Here is a 19,527-nt window from a genome sequence, read left to right as displayed (position 1 = left end):
TTACTGTGCCTGCGCTCGATCTATTGTCTTTTCATTCAGATGAAAAAGAACATCGCACCTGGTGGAAGAATCAAAAATGCTTGGCGAGACCCCTGAATGCCCGTTTAAACAGATCTACCAGTTCATCCCCATTTTCGAGTTTGTCCCAGAGATCGTCCATCGTGGATGGAAGCTTGGCGATTAACGTATCCTGCCGAATCAGCCGGTTATAGTCGACGTTTATCGGCGGGTTCCGTTTGGTCTTTTTCCCGTTCACCAGTCTATGGAATTCCACCCCCCTTCGTTGCATTTCGTCGATGATTTCCTGCGCCACTAGCCCGCTTCCGACTGTGGTCGTGTGTACGCCATCCAGACTGAAAAATCCTCCAGCTGTACGTTGTCCGTTATGGGCTCGTAAAAATCTGGTATCGAGCTGTAATATTTCATACTCTGGCGGAATTTTATGAGGTTGCCACCCATCGGGCCGCGGGACAGTCTGATCTTCCTGATACCGCCTGTAAGCCAGCTCATCAAGGAGCTTGTGGAAGTCAACAATAAACCAGTCCTCACTCTTGCCTGCGTGGCGGCGTCGCTTGTTGTGTTGGTCGACCTTATCATTCAATAATTTGTTGTATGTCGAGATTGCGGTGTCAATCTGAATAATTTCTTTTCCCGTTAGGTGAGGATCTTCTTCGGGATGAAAGCGGTCATCAGGAATCCAGGGCCGGGTGTAAAACTGAAAATAGCGACGATACCAATCAGGATGTCCTTTGTCTCTGTCCCCATAAGGAGAACTGAGCCCCTCGGCGGATTCCATGCGTCCACCGACTCCGCGGCATACAGGGAAAACTGTTACCGGTGGCACATTGCCCCAAAATACTCTCTGTACGCCTTTCCCTGAATTCATTTGTTCCACTTTGGTGATAAGCCGATCAAGCAAATGTTCATAATGTTTAGGTGTATAAACGGTTACATGCTTCTTATTGGGATGATGTGCCTCGGATCGATATTCTGGATTTTTCTGTTTAATTGTCCATTCGTCGCTTTCCTCATACACGAGGTCAACCACACTCATTAGTACGTTGTTTGCACCCAAATTAATTATCAAATTTTCAATCCCGTCCTTTCGCGCCATTTCTGCGGCTCTTTGGACCTGGCTAGCCTTGAGTTGTTTGGGGTCGGAAGAGTGACTGGGATTCAAGACCCGCCTAGCAGTCGCCAACATCGCGTGTTCAGGAATTTGGTTGAACCAATTATCAGTGGGTTTGTTTTGTGAAATGACCTGTTGGCATAATTTCGCTGTGACTTGGTAGGAATCTTGGATCTCAAAACCCCACACAGCGAGATTGTGAAAATATCCTTCATAATTTAGGGGTGCGGTTCCTGGACCTCTTTCCCAATAGTCCTCTATTTCGTCCATCCATTCCCGCAGAAGAATTCCCGAAAAAGGAAGCTCCAAGAGATTGACGTTTTCTCCAAAAGATTGATCCATCTTTCGAAGAAGATATTCGATATTCAATGGAAAGCTGCCCTTACCCGTAAAATGAGGAAACCGGAATTCATCATCGGAAAGACCCAATTCATGAGCAATAATTGCAGGGTAGGACAATTGGGGTTCAAGTAGAGCAAAACTTTTCATGCCCTGCGTGACGCTTCCCCCAATGCAAACCAATGGGTGCATCACGATAATCCCTGTTTACAGACTATTTCCCCTGAATAAATAGCGATGAAGATGATCAGTGGTGGGATCATGGGGTTTTTAACGGTGGTTTTCAGATATATCACGTGATTATTGGAAGGAACCTTTAGTGGTCTACGTCATCGGTATGACTGTCACTCTCTGAACCCCATTCCTAGAAAGTGGAAGCGAGTTTGATGGAAACCTTCTGACTAATGTGTACTTGATACTTTAAAGCGAGCAAGAAAAATGCCGCTTCTCGCTATGGCAGGTAAATCATTTTTAGTCTAGATATTAAGGACCATTGATGAGGAAAAAACCCTTGTCGATCAATATGCTTTCAAAGTCTGGAATGCGAGGGCCTGCTTATTTGAGTAGAGGGTAAATCCTAAGACTTAGTTGAAGCCTTTGTAGCTTCCTTTCGTCTTCATGGCTGTTGGGAAAGAGCTTTTTGAGGGCATGCAATTAGTATCTAAAGAGATACGGTTGTTATCTAAAACGATACAATTTGGGGTACGGGAGAAGCAGGCAGGAGCGAGGTGTTATTAGGTTGGATGAAATTAAACAGCCTGGTGGGATGAAAATCCTATCAGACAGTCTACCCCGGTTATCGGTTCCCAGCCGTCATCCTCAGAAATGCTCTTTGGTTTAACAACGATTATGCCTCAGCTTCCGTGAAGCGAAAGTGTCGCTCGCCGAGTGCAGAATTACGTTCATTTACGAAAATAATCCCTAACGGTGGCAGAAGTTTTGATTTGCCAATGCTTGCAAGTAAAGAAAGCAGCAAGTACCGTCGGGCGACATGTGGCATATCGATGAATTGTTTTTGACCAGTTACGGTCGACTTCCGTATTTCTGGCGTGAGTTGGTCAAAATGGGGATTCCCTAGACATTCTCTTGCAACGTCTTTGCGATCAACCGGTGTTCAAAAGCTTTTTTCGTTGCCTCGAAAAAGAGGAGGGGAGGAAACTACGCAGGTTGGTTCCCCACCAATTCTTTTACTAGGATGCCGCTGATTCAACAGTACCCGGGTGATCCTTACCACATGGCTTCAGTGTCTTGGGGGAATTACGAAGTAGGGCAGCCTTTACATGATCGTAAGAGGCCGGAAGTGGCGGCCCATTTTTCGCCTGGGTGGCCAGAATGGGGGAGGAAATCACGGAAGCATTGAAGATATTGTCTTATGAAAGGCCAGATGGAATGTCTGTCAGGCTCAATGAGGCTCGAAAGGTATAAAAGAATTGGAGCGGGAAAGGGGATTTGAACCCCCGACCCTCGCCTTGGCAAGGCGATGCTCTACCACTGAGCTATTCCCGCTCTGTAGGAAAATTTGAACTGATTCTAGTTGGCACCCTGGAGGCTGTCAAGCAACATCGAATAGGGTATACTAATTCGTTCTTTTTTAAGTGCAATAAGACTTTAACCGAGTAAAATGGAAATATCATATTGAGATCAAGGAGGATAAATTCATGTATGTCAGCGTGATAGGAACCGGGTACGTTGGATTGGTCACAGGGGCTTGTTTTGCGGAATTTGGCTTGAATGTGTTGTGTATGGACACGGATGCCAGCCGGATTGCGGCTTTGGAAAAGGGCAAGGTGCCCTTCTATGAGCCAGGGCTTTCCGAACTCGTAACCAAAAATCTGACGGCCGGCCGCCTTCGATTCACCACTGATTTACACAAAGCCGTTGATGAAGCCCTTGTTATTTTTATTGCCGTAGGCACTCCATCCCGTGAGGATGGGTCAGCCGATCTGTCCTTTATCGATCAGGTGGCGAAAGATGTGGGAAGTCGGATGACGGGATATAAGGTGGTGGTGACCAAATCCACCGTGCCGGTCGGAACGGCAAAACGCATTCGGTCGATTATTCAGGCGAACCAAACAACGACGTGTAGTTTTGGCGTGGTCTCGAATCCTGAATTCCTTCGCGAAGGATCGGCTATTGAGGATTTTTTGCGGCCCAATCGTGTGGTTATTGGAGCTGACAGTCCGGAATCGGTGGCGATTATGAAAGATTTGTACCGCCCCTTGTATATCCTTGAAACGCCAATTGTGATTACTAATATTCCAACCGCTGAAATGATCAAATATGCTTCAAATGTTTTCTTGGCCACGAAAATCTCCTTTATCAATGAAATGGCCAATCTCTGTGAAGGGGTTGGGGCCGATGTGCAACTGGTGGCCAAAGGGATGGGTTTAGACAAACGAATCGGGTCGAAATTTCTGCATGCGGGTCCAGGGTATGGAGGATCGTGTTTTGGAAAAGATACCGCCGCGTTGATCAATATCGGAAATGAAAATAATTATGAGATGACTATCGCCAAAGCGACCAAACGGGTGAACGACCAGCAGCGAGTCCGGATGATGGAGAAAATTCGAGAAGCGGTCGGGGAGTTGCGGGGGAAAACCATTGCTTTACTCGGGTTAGCCTTTAAACCCAACACCGACGATATTCGGGATTCACCGGCTTTGTACCTCGCAGAGCAGATCATGAAAGCGGGTGGGACCGTGCGGACCTATGATCCGGAGGCGTTGGAGATATCGATGAAGGTGTTGCCCACCATGATCCCCTGTCAGGATGCCTACCACACGATGGAAGGGGCGGATGTCGTGGTGTTGGTTACGGAGTGGAACCAGTTTAGAAGTTTGGATTTTGACCGGGTTCGGGCCGCAGTAACCTCTCCGATTTTTATCGATCTTCGCAATGTTTATGAACCCCAAAGGATGGAAGATCTGGGGTTTCATTATGTTTCGGTGGGACGAAAAACCGTGGGAGCCCCTCCTTCCCAAAAAAGCTAAAAGATCGCAACACACGTTTCGTGCTTGAAGACTAGCTTAGTTGGGAAGCCTGTTTCCAGAAAAGCCAGGATTCGGGCACAAGACGTTTTCGGTTGCCTTTCGGGGCTTGTAGAGCAAGTGATGGGATGGCTTTGGGTGTATCCTGCCGATTGCGCTATTTTCGTTTATAGCCCATGCGGTCTAACACCTTCATGATGCGTTTTTGAAGTTTTTCATCAGCCTCGCCTAATGCCAGAGCTAAAGGCTCGACTGCGGGCTTTCCAATCTTTCGAAGAATTTCGGTTGCCGATTGCCGAAGATCGTCTTCTTCGGACACCAAAAAGGGAATGACATCGGGAACACAGGGCGCGCCTATTTTGATCAAGGCCTCATAGGCACGCTGTCTGACATCACCCACCTCATCGCTGAGCATTTCTACTAACGGTTTCACGGCTGCTTCCACCCGGAGTTCACCAAGCACTTCAATGGCATGCTTGCGATTGAGCCAGTGAGAATCGGTAAGATCTTGCAGTGCAGCATCGGCTCGTTGAATATTGGGGTCCTTGGAGCGGATGCGAAAACTTTTGACGATTCGTTTGCCGTCTTCTTCAACGACGCGAAGAGTCGCCCCGTCACCGATTTTGATCTTTTGTAAGTCTTCGACCGCCTCTTCACTGACATCCATTAGGACGGTCTTCCCATCGTACGCCAAGAGTTCGACCTCGATTTGTCTTTCATCAAGATTGATCGCAGTGACGTTTTCAGTCACAAGATTAAACCCGTCTTTTTTCGTGCCACTTTTGGGGCCGATTGAAATGAGTTTTGCGGGTGCTTCATTTGCCATGATTGTTCAGTGTCCTTATTTGTAGTTAAAAAAACGAAAAGAGCTTTTGTTGTTATGATCGGGAAGAACCGGGTGTCCATCCCAAGCTTGCCAGGGCACCTTCGGCGGTGTCCCGAACCATTTCATTTTCATCTTCGAGTAAAGGGACCAGGGGATCGATGGCTCGACTATCCTTAAAACGAGCCAGGGATTCGGCTGCATTGCGGCGAACCAACCAGTCCTCATCAGCCAGAGCATGAATTAAAGGATCCAAACTGCGGGGATCGCCAATTTTCCCCAACGCCTCGGCCGCGTGTCGGCGCACAATCCAATTCGAGGCCTGTAACCCTTCCACCAGGGCATCAGTCGCGCGCGAATCCCCCAATTTCTTTAAGACTCTTGCGGCATCCTCACGGAGGGTCGCGTCCATCAAGGCATCAACTAAGGCGGGAACCGCATCAGGATGCCCAATCCGTTCTAACGCCCAAATGGCAGCAGTGCGCACACCTCCATCCTTGTCGTGCCGGAGGGCCTGGACCAATGGTTCCACCGATTTAATCGCACGGAGTTTCCCGAGAGCGGTAGCTGCCTGTTCCCGAACAGACCATTCCTCATCATCTTTCAACGCCTCAATCAGGGGATCAACGGCAGATTCCCCAATTTGAACCAAGGCGCTTGTGGCTGCTTCACGAACCACACAATCGTCTTCCAAGAACATATTGATCAGCTTTGGAATCGCTTCAGAGCCAGCTTCTCCGAGCCGAGAGGCGGCATGATTCCGAAGGGCTTCATTGTCATCACGAAGCGCTGACAATAAGGGATCTACGTGGTTACCTTCCGTCATGGGTCAACACTCCTTTTATTCCTTTTCGGCCCAGGCTTCTTCATCCATACTCATTTGTGCAGTGGCAGCCTCGAGTTTGTCAAGGATGACCCCTGAATTATAGGAAATCAGGCCATCCCGGTCCGTTTTTAATCTGGCAAATAATTCCATATGGGGTCGTAGGACTTCGATTTCTTTCACTTTCTCCAGGGCTTCGACCGCGAGTATACGAAGGGGGCGAATGGGAATGGATTCAATGAATAACTCAACCGGCCGGGGATCGCCGATGAGTCCAAGGGATTTAAGAGCATGCTCTTTTACACCCGTATCGCTGTCCGACCGGAGCCTGACCATGAGTGGTTCCACCGCCCGAATATCGCCAATTTTGCCAAGGGTATCAGCGGCAGCTTCCCGAACGATCCAATCATCGTCCTCCAGGTATTCAATGAGAATTTCAACGATTGGGCGGCCAATACGATGCAGTTGAATGACCGCTTCCTGCCGCACGCCTTCTTTTAACTCGGATTCGTCCACCGCTCGCAGATCATCCATTGTTTGATCGACACGGTCTCGAATCGCACCTAATTTGCGCAAGGTATCGGTGGCCACGTCACGAAGATCGGGGTCGGACATGGCATCAACAAATGCATTTGCCGATCGAGGATCAAGGAGGTGTGCGAGAATCTCTGCGGCCCGGAGGCGGATGGCTGGGTCGGGATCCTTGAGCCGTTCCGACAGAGGACCGATAGAGGTGGGAATCACACCGAGGAGTTCCGTGACTTTTTCCTGGAGAGTTTCGTCGCGTAAATGTTCTAAGAGTGCAGCCGCGGTGGCTTCATCCAAAATGCCAGCCATATGTTCCAAGGCATCCACGGCAGACTGTCTCACCTGTTCATCTTCATCCTTCAGGACATGAGCGAGGGCCTGGCCTGCTCGGGGATCTCGTAGGCGGGCCAACATTTTTGCGGCTTCGACCTTATAGTGAGTCGAACCGGTCGCCATAGCTTGAATAATGGCTTCGACGGCCTTGGGTCCCCCCTTCATGCAGGTCGAGGTGGCCCGCATTCGGCGCCAATCTTCCTCGTGATCCAGTTCAGAGATGATGGTTTCGAAAGTTTCTTTCGGCATCGTCAGGTCTTTCGGTTAGATGCGTATCTGGCCCGGCCTCCAGCCGAGGTGAGAAAGAGATTCCAACACATGACGACGGAGATTGTCATTTTTAGTAGATTTTAGGAGCTTTAACAACGGATTCACCGCTTTTTGGCCAAACTGCGTCAGGGCTTCGGCGGCTTCTGTCCGCAGGAGCGTACTTTGCAGAGCTTGTATAAGAGCGGGAATAGCCTGTGGGTCGCGTATCTTTCCCAAGGCCCTGATGGCAGCTTCCAGGGGAGGAAGATCTTCTTTATATTGCGGGTCGGTGCATCCTTCCATGCGATCTTCGTAGGTTTCCTTGGGTAGCGAATTGACCAACGCGATTAACATGGGAATGGCTTCGGTGGATCCGATTTGGCCAAGTGCTTCAATCGAGGGCAATTTCAGCGAAGGCGTGTCGAGGGCAAGGGACGAGAGTAAAAGAGGAATGGCTCGGGGATCGCCGATCTGGCCAAGTGCTCGCACGGCGTCCTGGCGCACGGCAGTATCGGAATCTTCGAGGACCAGAATCATCAAATGTCCTACCGCTTCCAGGGGCTTTAACAGGGCCAATGCTTCCACCGCACGCAACCGGATTTTCCAGTTTTCATCCTTTAATTTTTCCAATAATTTTGGAATGCTGGTGTTGCCGATGGCTTGAATGGCCCGTCCTGCTTCCTCTCGGACGGCCGGCACTTTATCCTGTAGAAGCAATATCAACGTATCAATGGCTTGGGGGTTCTGGATCCGACTGAGGCCTTTGGCTGCCGACATTCGCACAATCCAGTTAGGACTTAATGCCGCGAACAACAAGGGATCTAGGACTTGTTCGTTAGCGATATCAGCCAGGATGCACGCAGCCGATTCCTGAACCTGAAGATTTGCATCCTGAAGGCAGAACCCTAACGAGAGAATGGCCGGTTCCCCAAGCGCTTTTAATGCTGAGGTTGCAGCTTCCCGCACGGCCCGATCCGAGTCACGAAGCGCCCGAATCAATGGTTGAACGCTACGGGGATCGCCAAGACGTCCGAGGGCTACCGCTGCGTCTTCACGCACCCCCCAATCCTCGTCGTCAAGCGCAGATATATGTTCAGCGACGGAGTCGACCATGTTTGTGCCAAGTGGTGGAATATAGACCACACCCCTTTCCCTACCATTAGGGAAAACCCGAAGGTCGACGTTACCACACGATTTTTTGAGGGGTCAATGAGGGGAAAGAGTGGTTGCCTGTGAGGGCGGTTGAATATCCTATACCGACCGAAACACCGCTAAGAGGTCGCTCAACGCTAACATTTTTATTCTCAGAACGTCATGCTCGTTGGTCAGGTTGTCTTTAATGGCCTGATCGGTCGGGGATTTCAAAAATTGTTCACACAGCGTGGTGATCCGTTGAAATTCGGTCTCCGCCTTGTTTTTGACCACCCGGTTTGTCGCGAGAAGTTCTGTCACCTGGGTGTGAGTCTCGTTCAGGTGTTTTTGAAATTCTCCTTCCGGGAGTGAGCGCTTGGTGGCCTCATCCAGACATCGGTCGATGTATTGGGAGAGAAGGACATAAAATCTCACCAGGGTTTCGGTGGTGGTGATATGTGGGAGGGGCGTCTCAAGGTCAGTCATGATTGTTCCTTTCGGGTTCTGTCGTTTACTTGAGTCAAGTAGGAATCATTGGCCTTTCAGGGAGGCCTTCAATCGCCATTCTGACAATAAAGATGAAATGGCGCAAGTCCGGAATGAGAAGTGCTTGGATCATTCGGAGTTTAAATTTCTGGCCTTCCAGATTTACGTGTGGATCGGGAATCCATCTTGAGATTTTCCTGTAAAAAGCGCTGGCTGGAGAATGCATGGCATTTGTTTCCACGACTCTCGTGTCACACGTGATTTTCTATGTTGCCGTCTTTTGCCCCGTCAGTTGAGGGATTTGAGAAAGGAGATAGGTGAGGGTGATGATGACAAAGACAAATGGAAGGGCACCCTGGTTGGCCTCAGACGGGGGGAGAAAATGGCGAGCCTGGTTCCCTTTGGATTTTCTGTGTGTGCGTCCTCTAATAGGGTGAAAGCCCCGCAATGTTGGGATTCACGATGATGGTTCACCAACAAGAATGTGCGGTTGTGCGAGGGCATTTCGAACGATCTTGCTGTGGTTATCCTTTCCCTACATCAATGAATATTTCTGCCTCGGTTATGGTGTTGCCTGAATAGCGGTTCGTCATGACTTTCAGACAGTCGTCCTCTAAAAACACATTAATCCCAAATGGCCGAAGGTTGCATTTCGTAATTTCGGCGTTTTCCCCGCTAATTTCTTTGACTTCCAGAACAATCTCGTCGGCAAAGGCGACTTCGATCTTCTTTCCCAAGGCAGTGACGGTTATCACATCAAGCAAAGATGAATTTTTACTCACGATTGGACGCCATTCCTTCCCCTGTTGATCGGCAGGAATGGTCACCCATAATTCAGGAGTTTCTCCTCTTCCAATTAAAACCGGAATGAATCCATTGACTGATACTAATGCCACACCATTGACCAGTTTATTCGTCGCAATCTCTAACTGCTTGTAAGGCGTAAATTCTGTTGGAAGCGAGTCTAACTTCATTGATCCCTCTCTAATATTTCTGTGACAGGTATATTTTTGTAGGGTTGCAAGGGTTAGCAGTAATAGCGATTTTTTTTGATCAAATCAACTATTGAGAGATTGTGTCCTTTGTCGCACGAGGCCTAGCTGGTTTCCTCCTGAAAGGATTTGAGGAGAGAGATGATGAGGATGATGATGACGAAGACAAACGGAAAGGCAGCAAGGATGGCCCCGGTTTGCAGGCCTTTGAGTCCACCTGACCAAAGAAGGATGGCTGCCGACAGGGATTGAATGATGCCCCAGGTGAATTTGATCCGATTGGGGGGATTGAGGCTGCCATTCGTGGTTAAGGTTCCCAAGACGAAAGTAGCGGAATCCGCTGAGGTGATGAAAAAGGTGCCGATCAAGAAAATGGCGATGAGTGACATGACCGTACCCATTGGATATTCCTCTAATACCGTAAAGAGCAAAACCTCGATTCCCTGCTTTTCCATGACGGTTTTCAAGGGCACGTCCTGAAAGAGTTCTAATGCTATCCCGGTTCCTCCAAACACCGTAAACCAAAATGCGCAAAATATTGACGGAACAAGCAATACGCCCAACACAAATTGTCGCACCGTCCGGCCTTTGGAAATTCTGGCAATAAAGGTTCCCACAAAGGGCGCCCAGGCGATCCACCATGCCCAATAAAACAACGTCCAGTTGTGAATCCAGGTTGAATCTCGGAATGGTGCGAGGTTCAGGCTCATCGTCGGAAGGTTTTGGATGTAGTTTCCGAAGGTCGAGGGAAACACGGTCATGATGAAATGCGTTGGGCCGAGAAACAGCAAGAACGACAAGAGAGTCAGTGCCAGCACCATATTCAGATTACTAAGGTATTTGATGCCTCGTTGGAGTCCGGTTTGAGCGGAGAGCATAAAGAGCACGGTGACAGTGGCGATGACGGCCAATTGAGTGGTGAGGGTATTGGGCAGGGCAAACACATAGGATAATCCTCCGCTGATCTGTACAGCCCCAAATCCAAGGGAGGTTGCTACGCCAAAGACCGTGGCAAAAACAGCGACCACATCTACCGCCGTTCCCATCGGCCCGGTGGCATGTCTGCCTAAAACCGGCTGGCATCCTGCACTAAATAGCCCTGGAGTGCCTTTTCGAAACTGAAAGTAGGCGAGGGCCATGCCCACCATGGTGTAGATGCCCCAGGGGTGTAGGCCCCAGTGGAAAAAAGAATATTGCAGCGCCAGGCGTGCGGCTTGGGGTGTTCCTCCTTCGTCGATGGGGGGATCATGGAAATGGGATATGGGTTCCGCCACGCCCCAAAACACCAGACCGATGCCCATGCCTGCGCAAAACAGCATGGCAAACCAGGTGAGGAGAGGAAATTCAGGTTTGGCCCCATCGGGCCCAAGTGGAATATCACCCCATCGGGAAAAAATCAGACAGAACGCGCAAATAAGAAAACCGGTTGCTGCCAGGACATATAACCAGCCAAACGAATCAAGAAGGGCCGTTTGGACGGTCCCGGTGATTTTTGCTAAATGTTTCGGGGCAAAGGCACCCCAGAGCAAAAAGAGAAAGGCGAGGGCGCAGGAGATATTGAAAACAAGGGTGGTAGATTTCAGTGGGTTCATGGGGCGATAGAAATGAATGGGAAGGTTAGGCCTTACCATACTTGGCATTGTTGAACAAGGAAACCTTTGTTTATTGCCAAACCGAAAAGAATGGCAAGGAGTAGGCAAATTTTATTTAGGTGGCGGTAAATCAGCTTTTTTTCGTCCTAAGATTTTAAGGCTACCGACTGAATTTTGTACTTGGGAGTTGATGAAGGAATGAAAGCGTCATCAAAAGGGGGTTGCGAAGATGGGCCTAACGAGTTAGTGTGAGAATCTCACACACAACAGTGGGGCCTTTCTTACCCGCGTAGGAAAAATACGGAGCCCAATTTTATTTCTGGTCCGTGGAGACAGACTATTGTTTTGCCCTTGCGGGTTTTTTCACTTGAATACTGTAATGAAATGTGTAAATCGCAAGCCTTTACTTAACCTTGTACCCATCATTCTCAAGCAGTGGTGAGGGCTGTAGCCATCCAGGAGGTTTCCCCTAATGACTCAGAAAGCGACGATGCCAGTTAGTAAGCAAAAATATGGGGATAATCCCATTGCCCAACGTAAAACGGATTTGTACAAACAGGAGTATGTTCATAGTTTTGTGCAAAAATGGGACGCCTTGATTGATTGGGATGCCCGGGCCTCGAGTGAAGGGGACTTTTTTATCAGGATTTTGAAGGAACGGGGCGTCAAGCGGGTATTGGATGTCGCGACGGGAACGGGATTTCATTCTATTCGGCTCATGCGTGCCGGATTCGAAGTGACGAGTGCGGACGGCAGTCCTGAAATGTTAGCACGGGCATTTGAAAATGCCAGACGAGCTGGGTTTATTATGCGAACGATTCATGCTGATTGGCGCTGGTTGAGCCGGGATATACACAATAAATACGATGCGGTGATTTGCCTGGGGAACTCTCTGACTCATCTCTTTTCCGAGCAGGATCGGCGAAAAGCCTTGGCCGAATTTTACACCGCGCTGAAGCACGATGGGGTATTGATTCTGGACCAAAGAAATTATGATGGAATTTTAGATAATGGGTTTACCTCAAAGCATGTGTATTACTATTGCGGAGACAATGTGAGTGCGGAGCCGGAACATGTTGATGAAGGGCTTGCCAGATTCAAATATACTTTTCCCGATGGCGAAGCGTTTCATTTGAATATGTTTCCGCTGCGGAAAGAATATACACGTCGGCTCATGAATGAGGTTGGCTTTCAGCAAGTAAAAACCTATGCGGATTTTCAAGAAACGCATAAAGTTGAGGACCCCGATTTTTATGTTCATGTGGCTGAGAAACGCTATAAAAATGAGGAACGCCCCCCCACGATCATGGGCAAGATTGGCAATCTGAATTATTCCCCCACCGTGGATACGGCTCGAGCCTATTACAACAGTTCGGATGCTGACCGGTTTTATGCCACAATCTGGGGCGGGGAAGATATTCACATTGGATTGTACGCATCCGACAACGACTCGATTTTCGATGCCAGCCGACGAACCGTTGAGAAAATGGCGGCTTCTGTCAAAGGTCTTGATTCAACGACACGGGTATTGGATATTGGGTCAGGGTACGGAGGTTCCGCCCGTCATCTTGTGAGACGATATGGATGTCAGGTTGGATGCCTGAATTTGAGTGAAGTCCAAAATAAGCGGAATAGAGAACTCAATCAGAAGGAGAATATCAGTCTAGCCATTAATGTCATTGACGGGAATTTTGAGTCGATTCCCATGCCGGATGGGAGCGTGGATCTGGTGTGGTCGCAAGATGCCATTTTACATAGCGGAGATCGGGAGAAAGTTTTCCAGGAAGTCCACCGGGTGTTGGCTAAGGGCGGACAATTTATTTTTACCGATCCGATGAAGAGTGCAACCTGTTCTCCCGATGTGCTTCAACCTATTTTAGATCGTATTCATTTGGATTCACTGGGATCGATTGAATACTATAGGAAGTTGGCTGCCAAAATTGGATTCAAAGAGGTTGGAGTTGAGGATCTTTCCGCGAACCTTGCTTCACATTACGAGCGAGTGCTTCAGGAACTTACCACCCAACATCATATGCTTATTCGGGTTTGTACGGAGGATTATCTGGCTAATATGAAGGTGGGTCTCCAGCATTGGGTAGAGGCTGGGAAAAGTGGCCACCTCAGCTGGGGAATTTTGCATTTCCGGCGAGACTAATTGAGGAAGGGGCATCCGTCAGGAGCGGAGCCCCTTCACATTCCAACACGGGAATTGGAGTATATTACCGTTCGATTTTAGGTGGTTTGGCCGGCATGGCAAAGTCCCCGCTCTTGCCAAAGCGGCCCTCTCCTCCCTCACCTAACACATTGGAAGTATCGGTATATTCAATCTCTCTGGTCTCTTTGCTGATGCCTTCTGATGGTTTCCACCCGAGTTTATCCAGGGTATCTAGTATCGTTTTCTTGAGAGCACCTCCTGCTGTCATTCGAGAAGTAGCAAAGGCCAAAACCCTTTCGCTTTCTTGCTGGACCTTCGATAAATCCGGGTCATGGAAGAACCATACCAGGGGCTCAATGGCCGCATCTCCAATCAAGACCAAGGAATTGGCGGCATAATCACGAAGGACTAGGTCTTTGAGTAACAGCACTAAATCCGGAATGACTTTGGGATGTCGGAAATGGCCAAGGGCTGTGGCAGCCGCTTCTTTAATTAAGAGGTCTTCGCTGATAATACAGCCAGGGGTTGGCTTCCCCTCCTGATGTATCCCTTTACCTTTTAAGGCGTCCAGGACGGGAGGGTAGGCGCGAGGATCACCGATCATGCCTAGGGAAGCGATTGCATGCCGTTTTACTGTCCCATCTTTCATGGCTTCTATGAGGGCATCCACCGCACGTGCATCTCCAATATTGCCCAAGGCAATTGTGGCATCTTCGCGAACGGCTCGGTCAGGGTCCTTTACCATATCGATCAAGGCATCGACGACACGTGGTTCACGTACCCACACCCGTCCCATTTGGTAATCCGTGGTCATGCCTCCTAGCGCACGAACGGCGTGACAGCGCACGACGAAATGGGGGTCTTTGAGGGATTCCAGAAGCGCATCGACTGATTCTTTTCCAACGTACATCAATGCGGTTCCGGCGGTTTCCCGCACGATCTTGGATGTATCTTTAAATAATTTAATCAGGGTTGGTATGGCTTTGGGGTCTCCAATTTTTCCTAATGCTTCGGCTGCAGCACTCTTGACTGCACCATCTCGGTCACGACACACCAGGCTCAAGCCTTGGACGGCCTGAGGGTCACGCAATTCGCCTAACGTTTTCGCGGCTTGTTCGCGCACCCGCCACCGTTTGTCTTTTAAGCAAGTCAGTAATTGCGGAATGACGCTTTTTCCCATGGAGGCCATGGCATTTACTGCTTCAGCTTGTACTTCCATCATATTGTCATTGAAAAGTGTAATGAGACCATCAACGGCTTTTTCTCCGCCAATCTTTGCCAAAGCCCATCCGACATGAGATCGAACCGACCAATAGTCATCTTCGAGGGCGTTTAGAAGGGGTTCTAGCGTCTTCGGGTCACCCTTTTCCGCAAGGGCCTTAGCCGCTTCCTCTCGGGTGGCATCATCGGCATCTTCCAGGGCATCAATCCAGTCTTGCACAGAATTCGACATTTTTTTCCTTCTTATCCCTTCCGATTATTTCGGGTAGTCCGGTTCTTGGGGATAGGGTTGCGTATGGCTACAACGAATTGTCAGGACTTGTGTTCCTCGTCCGTCTACACATTGATCAAGTGTTGGAGAGAATTCCAAGGTCCCGGATAAGGTGACCTTGAATAAGAAATCAAACGTAAAAGTCCCAAAGCGATATTCTCCAGGCTTGAGGTTCAGTGTTCTGGTCTCGGATGTTTTGTAGGCGTCACTACTAATGGGATCTTTTGTCCAAATCAACGGCGTCATGCCGGGTACGTGCCACCATGTCGGAGGGGCGAGGGCGCTCGGATTCACGGTAATTGGAAATTGTCGCAACAAAGGGTTGTTAGAGTCTGCGGTGTGCCCGAGCTGAATAAGCAGTGGAGAAATTCCCATGAGCAACAGGCAGAAAACGATATGTGTGAATTGACGCGGAAAATGTATTCGAATCATGGTTTTATTGTTTGTTTTATGGTTCATTGCCGGTGGTCCGTCGTTCTGGAACGGTTTGGAAAATTTCACCGATAGCGTGGCTGTCCCATTCTGTATACGTTTCAAGCCCGAGGGCATACATGATGGTTGCTCCCGTATCTAACAAAGAGACTGATTGGGTGATGGGGTGATTTTTCTTAATATTCGCGCCCCAGGCAATCCATGGGACGGTGGCATCTAACTCAGGGGAAGTAGGACTGGTAGAGACTGGTTTCACGCCTCCTACTGGGGAGGAAAGGGGTCCGCTATTCAAGCCAGTAACAATCACCATGGTTTTGTCCAATACCCCAAGTTCTTTATACGTTTGGATGATTTGTTCCACAGTAGTATCGATTGCCTTTAGGGCATCGGAGTATTTTTCGGAATCCCACCCGTATTTTTGTCCGACCTTCACCGCCGTAGGCAGGTGGACTAATAAGAGGTTTGGTACTCCAAAAAGCCGGAAGCCATAGCCTTTCTCACTGGTGACTTTTTTTAAAAAGTCTTTGATGTATGCCGACGCTCTTTCAGGCGTGCATTGGGGTTTGGTGTAGCCACAGACTTGGGAATCGACGTAAATTTCAGGTCGAATCAATTGATAGAGGCGTTCATCCATAAGAAAGACGCCTGTGTCTTTTCCGCCAGCCAGATCCATGTAATCAAAGACTGTGGGTGAACGCATAAATGAACGTGCAAAATCGTATGTTTCCCATTCGGCGGTCACCCGATGCTTCTCGACTTGAAGTCCGGTGAGCAGAGAGGCCATCGCCGGAACAGTGAGAGGTGGGGCAATGGAGTGAGCGGCCCAGGTCACCACTCCCTCCTTAGCTAAACGAGCCAGGTTTGGGGTGGCACCGCTTTGGATGGATGATGATTTGATCCCTTCCAATACAACCAGAATGATGTGTTCGGCTTGTGTGGCAGAAGCAATCGAAGCTGTTCCTCCGATTAGCGGAAGCCAGACCAAACTCCATGCGAAGAAAAAACACCGCATGCGTTTACCACGACGATGTTGGGGGGTAGGTATTTGGGAAGTGCTCATAATTTCTGCCCTGCTCCAGGAAAAGAAAATATAGATGAAATTGGGAATGAACCTTACATTCTCTGAGTAGGAAACTTCTCCTCCACTGTCAGATGAGTGGTTGGATTTGAACTTATCATGCAGATTTTCAGGCGGTCAACCAACTGAGAAGCCCAGGCGTTTCTTTCCATAATAAAGGACCCCAAAAATTTTCAAGCTTCTCTTGCCCTCGGTCTGGGGTATCCATTATGAATGGGGGTATTCACAGTATGGATGGTTCGCGATGCCTCACGAAAATAATTTCCAACATGCCAATTATTCAAAGTCGGACCCTGGTGCACGGGTGGGCTATCGAACCTTTCAGCCTGGAGCGGCTCCGGACTCTCCTGAGTGGGGCCAAGCCATGGCTGGCGTTGGCGAACACATGGCCCAATCCCGAGTGAAGGGGGTACTCTTTCTCCAGGGTCTTCCCTTTATGGATCTCTTTGGAGCTGCCAGGTTAGATGAGGTTGGAGGTTTAAAACGAGGGTATTCACGGGGAATATCTGGTTTAGAATCGTTGCTGGCTCTTCTTCGCCCTGCCACAAACGGTATTTGTTTCCCAGGAGATTCCCTCCACCCCCCTGTGTCAGACGATGAAGCAACGCACAAAAGGTTGGACCTGCTCGCTCAGGAAATAGGGAATTTTTCTTCGTCGTATGTAAGGAATATTGAACTCGCCCTGACTCCGGCGAGCGAGAAATCTATTCCTTGTAATCGCTACATTTGGTCCTCGGTAAATCATCATGTTGGCCGAGTCGAAGCCGCCATTCACCTCTTAATGTATCTTCAAAAATGGGGCTCTAGTCTTGACTTAACAAAAGATGATCGGGTTCTTCTCGTCGGTCATGGTCATGCTGGGCAGGTCCTGGCTTTATTGTCGAATATTCTCACCAAAGGGGAATCAGAGGCGAGGGCGCGCGTTTTCGAGATTTTGGCCAAATACTGGCAGTCGTGCCCTTCAGCGGATCGGTCCGTAGCCCAACTCGAACGTATGTATGGTCTTGTAATGGATCAAGTGGCGTTAAATGGAGCAGCGGTCGATGTTGTCACGCTAGGGACACCGATTCGCTATGGTTGGGATATCGATGGGGTTGGTCATCTACTTCATTTTGTGAATCATCGTGAAATTCGAACGGATGGCAAGCGTTGGTTGGCTAAAATGGAATTACCTCAAATTGCGTGGGAAGTGCCCTATCAAACTGGAGGTGATTATGTACAGCAATTGGCTGTAGCTGGAACGGACATGGTTCCGAATAACCCTGAGGCCGAGCAGGCCAATGTTGATTTCCGGGAAATTTTTGAACCCTATGACGGCTTTGAACGGTGGCTGGAATGCACCAGGCGTGCGACACGATGTGCCAATGACGGACAATGTTTGTTGGTGGAATATGGGGTGCAAGCGGAGGAGTCTCCTCGACAACATTTATTCGGCCATGCATGCTATACCCATAGCCGTGCCATGCTATTTCTGGCGACTGAAATCGCGCAGGCATTCTATTCAAAGAAAAGTAGTTGAGTGAAAAGTTTCTTTTGGTCGCGGAACCCGTGGCTACCTCTCCTGTGATTTCTCTGTTGATTGGCTATGAGGCGTGTTGCCTCGGTCTTGCCTAACACGATGGGCCGTTAGTCTCATTCACCTTATAGATCCAAAGACACATTGATTCTCTTTGAATCCCTATGATATCAACACAGGGTTTGTTAAGGAGCCTTAAAATTCCCTGCAGATTTAATAAATTTGTAAAATTTCTATAACCCTTATTTTTAGAGATATGCCCCTATGATTGTTGGCGTCCTGAAAGAAACGTATCCTGGTGAACACCGTGTTGCTCTAGTTCCAGCCGTGCTTCCCTCACTGAAAAAAGGGGGAATGGATGTCATTGTGGAATCCAAGGCAGGTGAGCAAGCCGGTTACCCTGATTCCACCTATATCGAAAAAGAGGCAACCATAGCCTCCTCTCGCGCAGAAGTGTTTGAAAAGGCTGATTGCGTGGTTCAGGTGCGTTTGCTGGGGGCTAACCCTACCGAAGGCCAATCAGACTTAGCCGGTTTTCGCAAAGGGCAGATGCTAATTGGAATGGCCGAAGCCTTGACTGTCCCGCAATCGGTTCAAGACCTTGCTTCTCGTGAGGTCACGGCCTTTGCATTAGAATTGATGCCTCGCATTACCCGTGCCCAAAGCATGGACATCCTTTCCTCCATGGGCACAGTCGCTGGTTATAAAGCGGTACTGATTGCCGCCACTTCTCTGCCCAAAATGTTTCCAATGCTCATGACCGCAGCCGGAACGGTCACCCCTGCTAAGGTCTTGATCATTGGTGCTGGGGTTGCAGGATTGCAAGCTATTTCTGTGGCTAAGCGATTAGGGGCTGCTGTCGAGGCGTATGATATACGGCCGGCCGTCAAGGAACAGATTTTAAGTTTAGGTGCCAAGTTTGTTGAACTGCCATTGGAAACGGGCGCGGCGGAAGATAAAGGGGGCTATGCCAAAGCCCAAGATGAAACCTTTTACAAAAAGCAGCGGGAGTTATTGGGAAAAGTCATTGCCGCCAGTGATGTGGTAATCTCCACGGCAGCCGTGCCTGGGAAAAAAGCACCGATTCTTATTACGACCGATATGGTTGGGGCTATGGCTCCAGGGTCAGTGATTGTTGATTTGGCTGCAGAGCGGGGCGGGAACTGCGAGCTGACCAAGCCTGGCCACACTATTGTAGTGGATGGTGTGACTATTCATGGTCCTGAAAACTTGTCCTCAACCGTTCCGTTTCATGCCAGTCAAATGTATGCCAAAAATGTGGCGACCTTTCTCCTCCATTTGGTGAAAAAGGGGGAAATTCAACTTGATATGAACGACGAAATTACGAAAGAAACCATAATGACGCGAAATGGGGAAGTTGTTCAGCCGCGCATTCGAGAGTTATTGGGGCTTCCAGCTCAATCGGCGTAAGAACGAGGGAA

General features: G+C 49.1%; 15 protein-coding genes and 1 tRNA gene. 4 read left to right on the top strand and 12 right to left on the bottom strand.

The window, feature by feature from the left end:
* Positions 1 to 70: 70 nt before the first annotated feature.
* Positions 71 to 1,618, bottom strand: coding sequence for a hypothetical protein (locus ACWHYD_RS19615; protein WP_447963691.1), 1,548 nt, complete (start codon positions 1,616 to 1,618; stop codon positions 71 to 73).
* Positions 1,619 to 2,899: 1,281 nt separating this feature from the next.
* A tRNA-Gly gene (locus ACWHYD_RS19610) sits at positions 2,900 to 2,974 on the bottom strand.
* A gap of 152 nt (positions 2,975 to 3,126) precedes the next feature.
* On the opposite strand from ACWHYD_RS19610, the gene ACWHYD_RS19605 reads away from it, so the two are divergent.
* Positions 3,127 to 4,458: a UDP-glucose dehydrogenase family protein gene (locus ACWHYD_RS19605; protein WP_447963690.1), complete on the top strand. Its 1,332-nt coding sequence runs from the start codon at positions 3,127 to 3,129 to the stop codon at positions 4,456 to 4,458.
* Between the two features lie 154 nt (positions 4,459 to 4,612).
* On the opposite strand, the gene ACWHYD_RS19600 is transcribed toward ACWHYD_RS19605, so the two are convergent.
* The 7 genes from ACWHYD_RS19600 to ACWHYD_RS19570 form a co-directional block, all read right to left on the bottom strand.
* Positions 4,613 to 5,281, bottom strand: coding sequence for a HEAT repeat domain-containing protein (locus tag ACWHYD_RS19600; protein ID WP_447963689.1), 669 nt, complete (start codon positions 5,279 to 5,281; stop codon positions 4,613 to 4,615).
* Between the two features lie 52 nt (positions 5,282 to 5,333).
* Positions 5,334 to 6,104 (bottom strand): HEAT repeat domain-containing protein, encoded by a 771-nt coding sequence (locus ACWHYD_RS19595; RefSeq protein ID WP_447963688.1) that lies wholly within the window; start codon positions 6,102 to 6,104, stop codon positions 5,334 to 5,336.
* Between the two features lie 15 nt (positions 6,105 to 6,119).
* Entirely contained in the window at positions 6,120 to 7,211 is a 1,092-nt protein-coding gene (locus ACWHYD_RS19590; RefSeq protein WP_447963687.1) for a HEAT repeat domain-containing protein, read from the bottom strand.
* 15 nt (positions 7,212 to 7,226) lie between these two features.
* A complete protein-coding gene (locus ACWHYD_RS19585; RefSeq protein WP_447963686.1) occupies positions 7,227 to 8,354 on the bottom strand; it encodes a HEAT repeat domain-containing protein in 1,128 nt (375 codons plus the stop codon).
* Between the two features lie 108 nt (positions 8,355 to 8,462).
* The gene (locus ACWHYD_RS19580) at positions 8,463 to 8,828 is read right to left on the bottom strand and encodes a hypothetical protein (RefSeq protein ID WP_447963685.1); all 366 of its coding nucleotides are present in this window, start codon (positions 8,826 to 8,828) and stop codon (positions 8,463 to 8,465) included.
* A gap of 524 nt (positions 8,829 to 9,352) precedes the next feature.
* Positions 9,353 to 9,802 (bottom strand): hypothetical protein, encoded by a 450-nt coding sequence (locus ACWHYD_RS19575; RefSeq protein WP_447963684.1) that lies wholly within the window; start codon positions 9,800 to 9,802, stop codon positions 9,353 to 9,355.
* A 122-nt stretch (positions 9,803 to 9,924) separates the two neighbouring features.
* Positions 9,925 to 11,403, bottom strand: coding sequence for a glycine betaine uptake BCCT transporter (locus ACWHYD_RS19570; protein ID WP_447965900.1), 1,479 nt, complete (start codon positions 11,401 to 11,403; stop codon positions 9,925 to 9,927).
* 481 nt (positions 11,404 to 11,884) lie between these two features.
* On the opposite strand from ACWHYD_RS19570, the gene ACWHYD_RS19565 reads away from it, so the two are divergent.
* The gene (locus ACWHYD_RS19565; RefSeq protein WP_447963683.1) at positions 11,885 to 13,567 is read left to right on the top strand and encodes a glycine/sarcosine N-methyltransferase; all 1,683 of its coding nucleotides are present in this window, start codon (positions 11,885 to 11,887) and stop codon (positions 13,565 to 13,567) included.
* A 64-nt stretch (positions 13,568 to 13,631) separates the two neighbouring features.
* Here the strand turns inward: ACWHYD_RS19565 and ACWHYD_RS19560 are convergent, their stop codons facing one another.
* The 3 genes from ACWHYD_RS19560 to ACWHYD_RS19550 are packed head-to-tail and all read right to left on the bottom strand — an operon-like array spanning position 13,632 to position 16,551.
* Complete coding sequence (locus tag ACWHYD_RS19560; RefSeq protein ID WP_447963682.1) at positions 13,632 to 15,020, bottom strand: HEAT repeat domain-containing protein; 1,389 nt, start codon at positions 15,018 to 15,020, stop codon at positions 13,632 to 13,634.
* Positions 15,021 to 15,044: 24 nt separating this feature from the next.
* Entirely contained in the window at positions 15,045 to 15,491 is a 447-nt protein-coding gene (locus ACWHYD_RS19555) for a hypothetical protein (RefSeq protein ID WP_447963681.1), read from the bottom strand.
* Between the two features lie 16 nt (positions 15,492 to 15,507).
* Positions 15,508 to 16,551 (bottom strand): alkaline phosphatase family protein, encoded by a 1,044-nt coding sequence (locus ACWHYD_RS19550; RefSeq protein WP_447963680.1) that lies wholly within the window; start codon positions 16,549 to 16,551, stop codon positions 15,508 to 15,510.
* A gap of 262 nt (positions 16,552 to 16,813) precedes the next feature.
* Between ACWHYD_RS19550 and ACWHYD_RS19545 the strand changes: the two genes are divergently transcribed.
* Positions 16,814 to 18,088 carry a hypothetical protein gene (locus tag ACWHYD_RS19545; protein ID WP_447963679.1) on the top strand — a complete coding sequence of 425 codons (1,275 nt, stop codon included), beginning with the start codon at positions 16,814 to 16,816 and terminating at the stop codon, positions 18,086 to 18,088.
* A gap of 261 nt (positions 18,089 to 18,349) precedes the next feature.
* Positions 18,350 to 19,516, top strand: coding sequence for an NAD(P) transhydrogenase subunit alpha (locus ACWHYD_RS19540; RefSeq protein ID WP_447963678.1), 1,167 nt, complete (start codon positions 18,350 to 18,352; stop codon positions 19,514 to 19,516).
* Positions 19,517 to 19,527: the final 11 nt, after the last annotated feature.

Source organism: Nitrospira sp. Ecomares 2.1 (genome assembly GCF_965152585.1).
This window is presented reverse-complemented; position numbering and strand designations above follow the sequence as displayed.

Excerpts from the sequence above, each read along its gene's own strand:
- ACWHYD_RS19615 (WP_447963691.1), bottom strand. The coding sequence starts at position 1,618 with ATGAAAAGTTTTGCTCTACTTGAACCCCAATTGTCCTACCCTGCAATT.
- ACWHYD_RS19605 (WP_447963690.1), top strand. The coding sequence starts at position 3,127 with ATGTATGTCAGCGTGATAGGAACCGGGTACGTTGGATTGGTCACAGGG.
- ACWHYD_RS19600 (WP_447963689.1), bottom strand. The coding sequence starts at position 5,281 with ATGGCAAATGAAGCACCCGCAAAACTCATTTCAATCGGCCCCAAAAGT.
- ACWHYD_RS19595 (WP_447963688.1), bottom strand. The coding sequence starts at position 6,104 with ATGACGGAAGGTAACCACGTAGATCCCTTATTGTCAGCGCTTCGTGAT.
- ACWHYD_RS19590 (WP_447963687.1), bottom strand. The coding sequence starts at position 7,211 with ATGCCGAAAGAAACTTTCGAAACCATCATCTCTGAACTGGATCACGAG.
- ACWHYD_RS19580 (WP_447963685.1), bottom strand. The coding sequence starts at position 8,828 with ATGACTGACCTTGAGACGCCCCTCCCACATATCACCACCACCGAAACC.
- ACWHYD_RS19575 (WP_447963684.1), bottom strand. The coding sequence starts at position 9,802 with ATGAAGTTAGACTCGCTTCCAACAGAATTTACGCCTTACAAGCAGTTA.
- ACWHYD_RS19565 (WP_447963683.1), top strand. The coding sequence starts at position 11,885 with ATGACTCAGAAAGCGACGATGCCAGTTAGTAAGCAAAAATATGGGGAT.
- ACWHYD_RS19560 (WP_447963682.1), bottom strand. The coding sequence starts at position 15,020 with ATGTCGAATTCTGTGCAAGACTGGATTGATGCCCTGGAAGATGCCGAT.
- ACWHYD_RS19555 (WP_447963681.1), bottom strand. The coding sequence starts at position 15,491 with ATGATTCGAATACATTTTCCGCGTCAATTCACACATATCGTTTTCTGC.
- ACWHYD_RS19550 (WP_447963680.1), bottom strand. The coding sequence starts at position 16,551 with ATGAGCACTTCCCAAATACCTACCCCCCAACATCGTCGTGGTAAACGC.
- ACWHYD_RS19545 (WP_447963679.1), top strand. The coding sequence starts at position 16,814 with ATGCCTCACGAAAATAATTTCCAACATGCCAATTATTCAAAGTCGGAC.
- ACWHYD_RS19540 (WP_447963678.1), top strand. The coding sequence starts at position 18,350 with ATGATTGTTGGCGTCCTGAAAGAAACGTATCCTGGTGAACACCGTGTT.